The sequence below is a fragment of the Nocardia sp. NPDC051900 genome (assembly GCF_044452545.1).
Lineage (GTDB): Bacteria > Actinomycetota > Actinomycetes > Mycobacteriales > Mycobacteriaceae > Nocardia > Nocardia sichangensis.
Map to the genome: position 1 here is coordinate 50174 of NZ_JBITBU010000009.1, position 12205 is coordinate 62378.

Genomic DNA, 12205 nt, shown 5'->3' on the forward strand with positions numbered 1-12205 from the left:
CGTGTAGCTGTTGCAATTCCAAGACGACCGGTCGTATATTCAGCGCATGGCACGACCGCGACGCAGCCAGGACACCCGGCGTCTTCTCGTCGAAGAGGGCGCCGCGGGGTTTCTGACCAACGGTTACCACGGCACGGGGATCAAACAGATCCTGGACAAGGTCGGTGTGCCGAAGGGCTCGTTCTACAACTACTTCGACAGCAAGGAGAGCTTCGGTCGCGCGATCATCGAGCACCATTCGGTCTGCGTACAGCGCAATCTGACCGAGGCGTTCGGCGCGGAGCCGGACCCGGTGAGCGGCTTGCGGGCGTTCTTCGGACGGCTGATGGACGATTTCGTCGCGGCGGATTTCACCGGCGGGTGCCTCATCGCGAATCTCGGGGGCGAGCTGGAAGGCAGTGAGTTGTTGCGGGAATCGCTGTCGGTGGCTTGGCGCGCGTGGCGCGATCGCGTCGCCGAGCAACTCGCGCAGGCGCAGCGCCTCGGCATGATCCGCGCCGACATCGAGGCGGTCGAACTGGCCGATCTCCTGCTCGAATCCTGGGAAGGGGCGGTCATCAGGATGAAGATGGAGCGCACCCTCGCGCCGCTGCACAAGTGCCTCGATCGCCTGCTGGGCGATTACTTCCTGCCCTGATTCCAGGGGCAGCGCCTGTCCGTCGTCTTCGGCTACCCGTTCCGAGACGACCGGTCGTATATAAGGAAGGATCACCATGGTGAAGACCGTCATCGTGACCGGTTCCTCGAGCGGAATCGGTCGCGATATCGCACGGGCGTTCGTGGAACGCGGCGACAACGTCGTGCTCAACGGCCGAGACGCGGAAAAGCTGACCCGGGTGGCCGCCGAAATCGGTGCGCCGGAGCGGGTGGCTACGGTGCCGGTCGATATCGGCGCCGCCACGACCGCGGCGACCCTGGTGCGCGTCGCGGTGGAGCGATTCGGTGGCGTGGACGTGCTGGTCAACAACGCGGGCATCTTCGGAGCCAAGCCGTTTGTCGAGGTGACCGAGCAAGACCTGGACGTCTATCTGAACGGCAACCTCAAAGGCACCTACTTCACGACGCAGGCCGTGGTGCGGCAGTTCCTGACGCAAGCCAGGGGCGGCAGCATCGTGAACATCGGCACCGTGCTGATCGATCACGCCCTCGCCGGGTTGCCCGCCACCGCGGCTTTGGTCAGCAAGGGCGGCATACACGCGTTGACCACCAGCCTCGCCGCCGAACTCGCCGCCGAGGGCATCCGGGTCAACGCTGTCGCCCCCGGCATCATTCGCACACCGCTGTTCGGCGACGGCGACGAGCCTGCTTCGGGCAGACTCGCGCTGTTGAACCGCATCGGCGAAGTCGCCGAAACGACCGCCGCGGTCTTGTATCTCGCCGACGCGGCCTTCACCACCGGACACATCCTCCCCGTCGACGGCGGGTTCATCTCTGGAAGGGCGGCCTGAAATGCCTTATGTGAACATCAAAGTCACCGACGAAGGCGTGACCCGCGAGCAGAAGGCGCGGCTGATCAAGGGTGTCACCGATCTGCTGCAGGACGTGCTCGGCAAATCGCCCGCGAGCACCTATGTCGTGATCGACGAGGTCGCGCTGTCGAACTGGGGCGTCGGCGGAGTCGACGTCGAGCAGTGGCGCGCGCAGCAGCGCTCCTGAACCAACCGGGACCAGCCGCCCGTCGACCCGGCGCGGCTCTGATCGGACACGAAACGCCGAATGCGCCGGTTCCGGATCCGGAACCGGCGCATTCGAGCGCCGTTGCCTAGACCCGCAGGGCGTGCGGTTCGATCGCGCCGCGCTCCAGCGCCCTGGCGTCGATGGTCTCGGGCTTGTAGGGCAGCAGCGCCAGGCGATCGGTCATACCGCCGACCGGGTCGTCGATCTCCTCGGCCAGGCCGAACAGGAACGACCACTCGTGTTCGTCGCTGCCGTAGTGCACCACGGTGCCGAACTGCTCGTGGAAACGCTGCCAGGACCGCTTCAGGGTCTCGTTGCGCCACATCGTCGCGCAGCCCGCTTGGGCGCACAGCACACCGCCGGGCGCGAGCAGCGCACGACATCGGGACAGGAACTCCGCCTCGTAGAGGCGGTTGTGCTGCGCGTCGTCGACGCGCTCGTCCGGCAGGTCGATCACGATGACGTCGTACCGTGTGCCCGCCCGCTCGGCCTCGGCCAGAAAATCCCAGCCATCGGCGTAATGGACCTTGATCGGCCCCTCACCCTTGACCGCGGCGGCCAGTTCATCCCTGGTGTAGCCGTAGGGCAGGTGCTCGGCGCACAGCTCGACCTCGAGCTGGTCGATGTCGACGTGGTCGACCAGAGTGGCGCCCGCGGCGACCGACATCTGGCTGGCGACGCCTTCCCCGGAGCCGATGATCAGCACCTTGTCCAGCTTCTCGGCCAGCACGAAGGCGGGGACCATCATCGCCTCGTGGTAGGTGACCTGGGAGAACTCGGTGGACTGGCGGTCGTCGTCGGAGAACAGGCTGATGCCCTGCTCGGTCCGCGCGATGATCATGTGCTGGAACGGGGTGTGGGTGTCGACGATCACGTCGTGCAGGTCCCAGATGCGGGTCAGGCCCGCGCCCACCGGCTCCTCGATCCGCTGACTGCCGTGTCCCCTGCGGATGACCTGCATCCGAACATCCTTGGGCGCCAACGCGTCCCGCAGTAGCTCGACCGCCTTCGACGCGCCCGCGCCGATGCTGCCGCAAGTGAAGACGTCGACGAAGATGTCGCCGGACTCCGGATAGGTGTGAATCGAGGCGTGGGACTCCGACAACAGCGCGAGGACGGTCACCCCCTGCGGTTCGAACTTCTTGTGTACGACATCGCAGATGGTGACGCCCGCCGCGATCAGAGACTCACGCAACGCCGATTCGAGTCGTTCGAGATCGTCGCAGAGGGCTGCGTCGACACCACCGAACTCGGCCAGCACATGCCAACCGGTGAATTCCGCCGTCATGGGCAAACTCACTCTCGCTCAGCGCCCGAGACATGAACGGTCAAGGGCGGAAAACCATTGAAGGACACCGACGAATAGCTCGCGGTATAGGCGCCGGTGTCGAGGATTCGAACGCGATCACCGGCTCGCAACGTGGTCGGTAGGAGGACTCGCGTGCGTTGATACAGTACATCGTCGCCGTCGCAGGTCGGACCGGCCACCACCGCCTCGTCGACGGGGTCGCCGTCGCGATCGGTGACGAACCGGTAGGCGATGTACTCGTTCTCGGTCTCGGCCATGCCGTTGTAGCGGCCGATGTCGAGATACACCCAGCGCCGACCGTCCGGCGCGGTGCGGACGCCGACGACCTCGGCGTGAATCGTGCCCGCCGAACCGACCAGTGCCCGGCCCGGTTCGACGACCAATCCGGTATTCCCGGAAAGGAATTCGGCCGCCGCGTGGTTCACCACCGCGGCGATCTCGCCCAGCGCGGGCGCCGGGTCGGCGTAGGAGATCGGCAGCCCGCCGCCGATGTTCACCGAGCCGACCGCGATATCCTTGTCGGCCAATGCCTCGGCGATCCGGCCCGCCTGCTCGATGCCGATCCGCCACGCGGTGGGATCCAGTTGCTGAGAGCCGACGTGGAAGTAGGGTCCGGCGACGACCAGCCCGAGATCCCTGGCCCGGACCAGCAGCCGGAACGCCTCGCCGGGGCTGCAGCCGAACTTCGTGCCGAACGGGGTGCGCGACTCCGGCGCCGAGGCGAGGAAGCGGCACTCCACCTCGGAGCCGGGCGCGTGCTCGGCGATGCGCAGCAGATCGTCCTCGGTGTCGAAGGCGAAGCGGCGCACCCCGAGGGCGTAGGCGCGGGCGATGTGCGCGGCCTTCTTGATCGGGTTGCCGTAGCACAGCCGCTCCGGCGCCACGCCGAGCCCGAGGCAGAGGTCGATCTCGCCGATGCTGGCTACGTCGAATTCCGCGCCTTCCTCGTCCAGCAGGCGCACGATCTCCGGCACCGGGCTCGCCTTCACGGCGAAACGGATCCTCGTCGCGGCGCCCGTGCCCGCGGACAGGGCGGCGTCGAGCGCGCGGTAATTCCGGCGGACACGCTCGGGATGGATGACAAGGTACGGCGATTCGGGCATAGTTGATCTTTCGCTTCGGCAGCGGGGGAGAGAGTATCAGCGGCCCCTACCCAGTAACGAATCCGTCCAAACCTGGATTCGCCCCATGGTGGCGCAACCCTGTCATCAGGCCGCGACGGAGCTGCTGACCTGCGGGAACAGGTGGCCGGTAGGCGATGCGGGCTCAGCCGGCGGACACGGTGACGTCGTCGAAGACGACCTCGCCCGCGGCGTCGGACTCGGCCAGATCGACCACCGCGTCGATCGACCAGCCGTGGTCGCCCGCCGGGTCCTCCAGCACCTGCCGCACATGCCAGAATCCGGGTCTTCGTTCCACTTGGAACAGTTGCGGTCCCCTGGCGTCGGGTCCGGTGCCGATGCGCTCGTATTCCGCGTAGTAGTCCGCGAGTGCCTCGGCCCAGTCCGGGCCGGGACCGAGTGCCGCCAGCTCGTCCCAGCGTCGCAGCGCGGCCAGTTCGACCCGGCGGAACATCGCGTTGCGGACCATCACCCGGAACGCGCGTTCGTTGGCGGAGATCGGGCGCACGGTTTCGGCGCCGAACGCGATCTGGTCGGCGTCGGTCTCCGCGCCCGGGTTGGTCAGTTGCTCCCATTCGTCGAGCAGGCTCGAATCGACTTGCCGCACAAGCTCTCCGAGCCACTCGGTGATGTCGTCGAGTTCTTCGGTGCGCGCCGACTCCGGCACGGTGCGCCGCAGCGCGCGATAGGCGTCGGCGAGGTAGCGCAGCACCACGCCCTCGGATCGGGCCAGCTCGTAGAAGGAGATCAGTTCGGCGAAGGTCATGGCGCGCTCGATCATGTCGCGCACCACCGACTTCGGCGCCGGCGCGAACTCCGACACCCACGGGTGTCCGGCGCGGTAGGTCTCGAAGGCCGGTTCGATCAGTTCGGCCAGCGGCTTGGGCCAGGTCACCTCTTCGAGCAGTTCCATCCGCTCGTCGTAGTCGATGCCGTCGGCCTTCATCTCCGCGATGGCCTCGCCGCGCGCCTTGTGCTGCTGGGCCATGAGCAACTGGCGCGGATCCTCCAACGTGGATTCGATGAGCGACACCACGTCGAGGGTATAACTCGGGGACTGTTTGTCCAGCAACTCCAGCGCGGCCAGCGCGAACGGCGACAGCGGCTGGTCGAGGGCGAAGTCACGCTGCAGGTCGACGGTCAGGCGGGCGCGGCGGCCCTGCGCGTCGGGTTCGGGCAGTTGCTGCACCACCCCGGCGTCGCGCAGCGCCCGATACAGCCGGATGGCGCGCAGAATGTGCCTGCGCTGGGCGGGTCGCGGCTCGTGGTTGTCTTCGAGCAGATGGCGCATGGCGGTGAAGCAGTTGCCCGGCCTGGCGATCACATTCAGCAGCATGGCGTTGGTGACCGTGAAACGCGACACCATCGGCTCCGGCTGCGCGGCGACCAAGCGGTCGAAGGTCTCCTCACTCCAGGAGACGAAGCCTTCCGGCGGTTTGCGCCGCTGCACCTTGCGCTGCTTCTTGGGATCGTCGCCCGCCTTCGCCAGCAGCCGAGTGTTCTCCACCTCGTGCTCCGGAGCCTGCACGACGACGGTGCCCATGGTGTCGTAACCCGCCCGGCCCGCGCGGCCCGCGATCTGGTGGAACTCCCGCGCCTTGAGCCTGCGTGTGCGCACGCCGTCGAATTTGGTCAGCCCGGTGAGCAGCACCGTGCGGATGGGCACGTTGATGCCGACGCCGAGGGTGTCGGTGCCGCAGACCACCTTCAGCAGGCCGTCCTGGGCCAGGCGCTCCACCAGTCGCCGGTACTTCGGCAGCATGCCCGCGTGATGTACGCCGATGCCGTGCCGGATCAGCCGCGACAGCGTCTTGCCGAATCCGGCGGCGAACCGGAATTCGCCCAGCGCGTCGGCGATCGCGTCCTTCTCGGCGCGCGTCGCGAAATTCACACTCGTCAGCGCCTGCGCACGTTCGAGCGCGGCGGCCTGCGTGAAGTGCACGACGTACACCGGAGCCTGGTGGGTGGTGACCAGCTCTTCGAGCGTCTCGGTGATCGGGGTGCGGGCATAGGAGAAGCTCAGCGGCACGGGGCGCTCGGTGCCCGCGACGATCGCGGTGGAGCGGCCGGTCCGGCGCTCCAGGTCACGGGCGAAAAAATCGACCTCCCCGAGGGTGGCCGACATGAGCAGGAACTGGGCGCGGGGAAGTTCCAGCAGCGGGACCTGCCAGGCCCACCCCCGATCGGGGTCGGCGTAGAAGTGGAATTCGTCCATCACCACTTGGCCGACGGCGGCGTCCGCGCCTTCGCGCAGCGCCAGATTGGCCAGGATCTCCGCGGTCGCGCAGATGATCGGCGCGTCCGGATTCACCGCGGCGTCGCCGGTGACCATGCCGACGCGTTCGGCGCCGAATACCTCGCACAGGGCGAAGAATTTCTCGCTCACCAGCGCCTTGATCGGAGCGGTGTAATACGTGCGCAGGCCCTGGGTGAGGGCGAACAGATGCGCGCCGACCGCGACGAGTGACTTCCCGGAACCGGTTGGGGTGGCGAGGATGACGTTGGATCCGGATGCCAGCTCGAGCAGCGCCTCGTCCTGCGCGGGGTAGAGCGGGGTGCCCTGCTCGGCGGCCCAGATGCCGAACGACTCGTAGAGCGCGTCGGCGTCGGTCCCCGGGATGTCGAGCAGTTCGGTCAGATCCACTCCGACAACCCTACGGCCTCGCCCGTGAGCACGTTTGCAGGGGCGATCGGGACCAGGCGGCCGGGCGGATCAGTCCTGTTCGCCCTCGTCGTCGCCGGTGTAACGGCCTTGCTCGGCGAGAAATCGCTCGAATTCGGCGCCCAACTCGTCGCCGCTGGGCAACTCGCCGTCACCGACCAGCAGGCTCGACTGGCGTTCCTGCGCGGTGACGAAGCTGTCGTACTGCCGCTCCAGCGCGTGCACGACGGTCTCCACCTCGGCATTGCCCGCGATGTGCTCGTTGACCTGTTCGCGTACCCGGGCGGCGGCCTCGCCGAGCGCGGCCAGCGGGAACTCCAGGCCCGCGTTGTCGGCGACGTTCTCCAGCAGCGTCTGCGCGGCCTCCGGGTAGGCGGTCTGTGCCAGGTAGTGCGGCACGTGGACCGAGAAGCCGACCGACTCGTGACCGTGCTGCGCCATGCGGAATTCCAGCAGCGACGACGCGCTGCCAGGAACCTGCAGCTCGCCCGGCCACCGCTGGTGCTCGGAGATCAGGTCGCGGTTGGAGGAGTGCGCGGTCACGCCCAGCGGGCGAGTGTGCGGAATCGCCATCGGGATGGCGCTCAGGCCGATGCTGCGCCGCACGCCCAGCTGGTCGGCGAGCAGCCGCACCGCGGTGGTGAACTTCTCCCAGCGTAGGTCCGGCTCCAGACCCGCGAGCAACAGGAACGGGGTCCCCGCGGTGTCGCGCAATGCCCAGAGGTTGAGTTCCGGCTCGGCGTAATCGGAGAAATGATCGGTCTTGAACGTCATGAGCGGGCGCCGCGACCGGTAGTCCAGCAGCTCGTCCACGTCGAACGAGGCGACCAGTTCGCTTTCGAGGCTTTCGCGCAGGTGCGTGGTCGCCAACCGCACCGCGTGCCCGGCGTCGGTGAAGCCTTCCAGTCCGTGCACCAGGACCGGGCCCGCGCCGTCGGCGGACGACAGCTGCGGAGCGGGGAACTCCAGTTCGTACATTCGCGACTCGTAGTCCATCGCGTACTCCTTCCTGCGCGGCTCCTGCGGCCCGGACGCGTGCCTCACGCGCCAGTGTGGTTGCCTGCCCAATCGTTCGCCACTCCTGGTGGTGCGGAGACGAGCAGTCGTCCGAACCGGGGACCACTGTCCATTGTCCCCCATGCCGTGGCGGTCGCCGCGCACGGCCGGACACCGACCCGTACTCCGAGCCAACAGCATCGGTGGGCCGCGCATTCCCGGCCCGGCGGCGTGGCATCGCCGACCGGACACGAGGAGTTTGGCACAGTGGGGATGTGACCGTGGCGGATTCGAGGCGCATGCGGCTGGGCCGGGTGGCGCCCGTCGTCTGCGCGGTGCTGCTCGCAGGATGCGGGTCGACGGTACCGGGGCGCCCGGTCTCGTCGGCGCCGACCGCGGTGACCCGGCACGTCAGCGCGGAACTGCCGACATTGCTACCGGATCCGAGCCAGTTTCCGCCGCCGTACGCGGCGGTGGTGCTGCCCCAGGACGCCGTGGCTCAGGCGGCGGGCGACCTGGACGGCATGGGCCGCGGTGCGAACGTCCAGCCCAGCCGGTGCGTGCCGCCGAATCAGGACTTCGGGCCCGATCGCACCGCGATGGCGGTCGGCACGGACGACGCGACCCGCGCGACGCTGACCGTCGAATTGACCCGCAGCGGCGAGCCGCTGGCCGCCCTGCGCGCCCGGCTGGAGCAGTGCCGATCGGTGCGGGTCAACCGAGCGGGCGCCGCTACTACCGTGACGTCCGAGTTGGACTCGCCGCCGCCGATCGACGCCGACGACACCCTCTCGCTGCGGAGGACAGTTCGGCCGGAGTCGGGAGGCGCCCGGCTGACCCAAACCATGCGCACGCACGTCGCGCAAGTGGGGGACGTGCGAATCTCGGTGACCTACATGTCGTTCGCCGAGGGCGAACCGGATACCCCCGCGCTGGATGCGCTGTTCGCCACGGCGGTGCGCAAAGTGCGCGAGAGGTAGCGCGGGCGGCACGGTAGCAGGCGCCTCCGACACGAATCGCGATACCGCCGTCGTGTCGGCCGAGTCGTGCACAGCGCGAAGCGGATTCCCCAGGGCGGCGGAATCGCCAGGTCGGCGTCGATGACCGGAGTCCACCGAGCCGCATGGTCGAAGCATGACCACTTCCGCGAACCCGTTTCGAGCCCCCGAACCGGTCGATGCCGGACATGCAGGCATGGACGACGAATCACGGCCGGATTCCGGCCGCAACCATCCATCGAGGTGCGGCGCTCGCTCCGACACCGCGCCACGCGCCGTTCCCGCAGCGATCGCCGCGCCGCACTCGCATTCGCGCGCGGCGGAGGACAGAACAGACGCGTGGACTCCCGGTGGTCGATCTCGGCACGCTCGATGCGGCGAAGATCCTCCGCAGTTCCATGGTGCTCCGGAACATGTTGTGTGCGTGGATGATCCGGCGGAGTTGATTGCCGCGGTGCCCGCGATGCTCGGATTCACCCCGGAACGGTCGGTGGTCGTGCTCGTCCTGCGGCACGGGACGCCCGGCGGTGCGACGGTCGACGCGGTGGTGCGCTTCGACCTGGATTCGCCCGGTGGCCGCCGCGTGCGGGGTGCGACGCTGGCTGCCGCGGTCGCGCGGATCTGCGCGCACGACCAGGCGGCCGAGGTCATGGCCGTCGTCGTCGACGAACGCGCCGTGGAGCCGAGCGCCGACCGGTCGAGATGCGCGGCCGGACGATTCGACGCGCTGGTCGGCTCGCTCGGCAGGCGGCTGGCAGCGTGTGACATCTCGCTGGCCGGAGTGTGGGCCGTGCCTGCGATCGCCGCCGGGCAGCGGTGGTGGACCTTGACGGGACCACGGCGGCGCGGAGTGCTCCGTGATCCTGCGGCCTCTCTGGTGACGCTGACCCACGTGCTGGAAGGCAGGCCGATCCGCGGTTCCCGTTCCGAACTCACCGGTCTGGTCGCGCCCGATCCGCTCGCATGTGCCGAGATGGCGGCGCACCTGCCGGACGCGCTCGCGCGTGCGGGCGAACGCTACGCCCGGGCCGCGCGTCGCGGCGATCCGATCGGATACAGCAGGCAAGCGCTGGACCATGTGCTGTGGCAGATCGCCAACACCGCCTCGGGCGCGGCGCTGATGGCGCCCGAACTCGCGAAGATCACCGCGGCCCTGCGCGATCGGGCGGTGCGGGACACGATGTTCGCACTGGCCGTTGGCGACCACGCCGCCGCGGCGGAGGCGGTGTGGATCGCGCTGACCCGCGCGCTGACCGGCGCGGATCGTGCCGAGGCCGCCGCACTGCTCGGCTACAGCGCCTACGTCCGTGGTGACGGACCACTGGCGGGCATCGCGCTGGAAGCCGCGCTGGAGGCGGATCCGGGGCATCCGATGGCGATGCTGCTCGACACCTCGCTGCGCCTGGGCATGCGCCCGGAACAGTTGCGTCGCCTCGCGCGCAGCGGCTACCGGACCGCCGCTGGTCTCGGTGTCGACCTGGGGGAACCGGCGCCGTGAAGCCGGATATGCGGATCGGTGACAACGAGTTCGCGATGCTGCCCGCGCCGGATCACCGTGACGATTCGGCGGAACACCGTGCTTCGTCCGGGCAGGTGTCGTCGCGGCGAAGTCGGCTCCGGGCCAGTTGCGTCGGCGCCGCGGCCCGAGTCGGTGCGGGGTCGACTCGGACCGCAGGTGGCGGATTATCGCGCGCTGTGCGCGCGGGAGCCGAGCGATCGCAGGAAAGCCCAAGCGTCGGTGACGATTTCGTCGAGATCGTTGTGCTCGGGACGCCAGCCCAGCTCGGTGATGGCGCGTTCGCTGGACGCGATGAGCGTCGCCGGGTCGCCGGGACGACGGGGCGCGTCCTGCGCGGCGATCGGGAGGCCGGTGACGCGCTCGCAGGCCGAGATCACCTCGCGAACGGAGAATCCGGTGCCACTGCCGAGGTTGTAGATCCGGTGGGTGCCCGGCTCGGCGGTCGTCAAGGCCAGCAGATGGGCCTGAGCGAGGTCGCGGATGTGGATGTAGTCGCGGACCGCGGTCCCGTCGGGGGTGGGCCAATCGGTGCCGAAGACCGAGATCGCCTTGCGGTGCCCGGCTGCGACTTGCAGGACCAGCGGGATGAGATGCGTTTCCACCACTCGGTTCTCGCCCAGTCCGCCATAGGCGCCTGCGACGTTGAAGTACCGCAGGCTGGTCGCCGCCAGCCCGTGCGCGATCGCGTAGGAGGTGATGGCATGGTCGATGGCCAGCTTCGACGCGCCGTACGGATTGGTCGGGCGGGTCGGGGCATCCTCGGTGATCGGCACCCGCTCCGGTTCCCCGTAGACCGCGGCGGTGGAGGAGAAGACCAGACGCGGCGTTCCCGTGCGCCGCATCGCCTCCAGCAGCTCGAACGTCTTCACGACGTTGCCGTGCCAGTACTTCTCCGGCTGCTGCACCGACTCGCCGACCAGCGACTGGGCCGCGAAATGCAGAACAGCGTCGAAGGGTTCGGCGGCCAGCAGCTCCGGCGCGGCGACCGCCACGTCACCCTGGACGAACCGGGCGGCGGAGGGCACGCCCTCGGCATTGCCGGTGGACAGATCATCGACCACGATCACCTCGTGGCCGGCTTCCAGCAGAACTTGGGCGCAGACGCCGCCGACGTAACCCGCGCCACCCGTGACGAGAAGTCTCACGTGTCAGGCCAGCTTCACCTGGACGGCGTGCGCCATCTCGTCGGGCAGTTCGAAGCCGTCGTGACCCGGCACGGTGATGATCACCGAACCCTGCCTCGTCTCCACCGTGACGCGGGCGTCGGGCACCACGCCCGCCTCCCGCAGTCGGCCGATGACTTCGGGGTCGGTCTGGATGTGCTCGGCGAGCCTGCGCACGACGACGGCGTGCTGCTGGCCGTTCGGCAGATCCGACAGGCGCAGCAGCGTCTCGTCGGCGGCGACGGGCGGAATGATGCCCAGTTCGTCCAGGCCGGGAATGGGGTTGCCGTACGGGGAGGTGGTGGGGTGGTTGAGCACCTCGACCAAACGGCGCTCGACGTCCTCGCTCATCACGTGCTCCCAGCGACAGGCCTCCGCGTGCACGTTCTGCCAGTCCAGGCCGATGATGTCGACCAGCAGCCGTTCGGCCAGCCGGTGCTTGCGCATGACCGCGACGGCCATGCTGCGCCCCTTCTCGGTCAGTTCCAGATGACGGTCTCCGGCGACCAGCAGCAAACCGTCCCGTTCCATGCGCGCGACGGTCTGGCTCACGGTGGGACCACTCTGTTCGAGGCGCTCGGCGATCCGGGCGCGCAGGGGCACCACGCCCTCCTCCTCGAGGTCGTAGATGGTACGGAGATACATCTCCGTGGTGTCGACCAGATCCTTCACCTGTTACCCCTTCGTCGGCACGAATTCTACCCACGCACGACGGCACCCCCGTGTGCCGGATCGTGTCGCTCCACGCTGCGCACGACAT

The 12205-nt window shown here is 68.6% G+C and carries 11 protein-coding genes; 5 read left to right on the forward strand and 6 right to left on the reverse strand.

Annotation, left to right across the window (positions count from 1 at the left end):
* The first annotated feature begins 46 nt into the window (after positions 1–46).
* The 3 genes from ACIA5H_RS16865 (at position 47) to ACIA5H_RS16875 (ending at position 1656) form a co-directional block, all read left to right on the forward strand.
* A complete protein-coding gene (locus ACIA5H_RS16865) occupies positions 47–637 on the forward strand; it encodes a TetR family transcriptional regulator C-terminal domain-containing protein (protein WP_379251196.1) in 591 nt (196 codons plus the stop codon).
* 76 nt (positions 638–713) lie between these two features.
* A complete protein-coding gene (locus tag ACIA5H_RS16870) occupies positions 714–1448 on the forward strand; it encodes an SDR family NAD(P)-dependent oxidoreductase (protein ID WP_397076727.1) in 735 nt (244 codons plus the stop codon).
* 1 nt (position 1449) lies between these two features.
* Complete coding sequence (locus ACIA5H_RS16875; protein WP_355070321.1) at positions 1450–1656, forward strand: 4-oxalocrotonate tautomerase family protein; 207 nt, start codon at positions 1450–1452, stop codon at positions 1654–1656.
* 106 nt (positions 1657–1762) lie between these two features.
* Here the strand turns inward: ACIA5H_RS16875 and speD are convergent, their stop codons facing one another.
* The 4 genes from speD to ACIA5H_RS16895 form a co-directional block, all read right to left on the reverse strand.
* Positions 1763–2965 (reverse strand): adenosylmethionine decarboxylase, encoded by a 1203-nt coding sequence (gene speD / locus ACIA5H_RS16880; RefSeq protein ID WP_397076728.1) that lies wholly within the window; start codon positions 2963–2965, stop codon positions 1763–1765.
* An 8-nt stretch (positions 2966–2973) separates the two neighbouring features.
* A complete protein-coding gene (locus ACIA5H_RS16885; protein ID WP_379251190.1) occupies positions 2974–4089 on the reverse strand; it encodes a type III PLP-dependent enzyme in 1116 nt (371 codons plus the stop codon).
* Between the two features lie 163 nt (positions 4090–4252).
* Positions 4253–6751 carry a DUF3516 domain-containing protein gene (locus ACIA5H_RS16890; protein WP_355070326.1) on the reverse strand — a complete coding sequence of 833 codons (2499 nt, stop codon included), beginning with the start codon at positions 6749–6751 and terminating at the stop codon, positions 4253–4255.
* Between the two features lie 69 nt (positions 6752–6820).
* Positions 6821–7765, reverse strand: a complete 945-nt coding sequence (locus ACIA5H_RS16895) for a PAC2 family protein (RefSeq protein ID WP_355070327.1) — start codon at positions 7763–7765, stop codon at positions 6821–6823.
* A gap of 281 nt (positions 7766–8046) precedes the next feature.
* Here ACIA5H_RS16895 and ACIA5H_RS16900 point away from each other — a divergent pair, with 281 nt between their 5' ends.
* Both ACIA5H_RS16900 and ACIA5H_RS16905 read left to right on the forward strand, forming a co-directional pair.
* Positions 8047–8745: a sensor domain-containing protein gene (locus tag ACIA5H_RS16900; protein WP_397076729.1), complete on the forward strand. Its 699-nt coding sequence runs from the start codon at positions 8047–8049 to the stop codon at positions 8743–8745.
* Between the two features lie 442 nt (positions 8746–9187).
* Positions 9188–10261, forward strand: coding sequence for a DUF4192 domain-containing protein (locus ACIA5H_RS16905; protein ID WP_397076730.1), 1074 nt, complete (start codon positions 9188–9190; stop codon positions 10259–10261).
* A 185-nt stretch (positions 10262–10446) separates the two neighbouring features.
* Here the strand turns inward: ACIA5H_RS16905 and galE are convergent, their stop codons facing one another.
* Both galE and ACIA5H_RS16915 read right to left on the reverse strand, forming a co-directional pair.
* On the reverse strand, positions 10447–11427 hold the full coding sequence (gene galE / locus ACIA5H_RS16910) for a UDP-glucose 4-epimerase GalE (RefSeq protein WP_379251183.1): 981 nt from the start codon (positions 11425–11427) through the stop codon (positions 10447–10449).
* Positions 11428–11430: 3 nt separating this feature from the next.
* The gene (locus ACIA5H_RS16915) at positions 11431–12117 is read right to left on the reverse strand and encodes an iron dependent repressor, metal binding and dimerization domain protein (RefSeq protein ID WP_379251182.1); all 687 of its coding nucleotides are present in this window, start codon (positions 12115–12117) and stop codon (positions 11431–11433) included.
* Positions 12118–12205 lie beyond the last annotated feature (88 nt).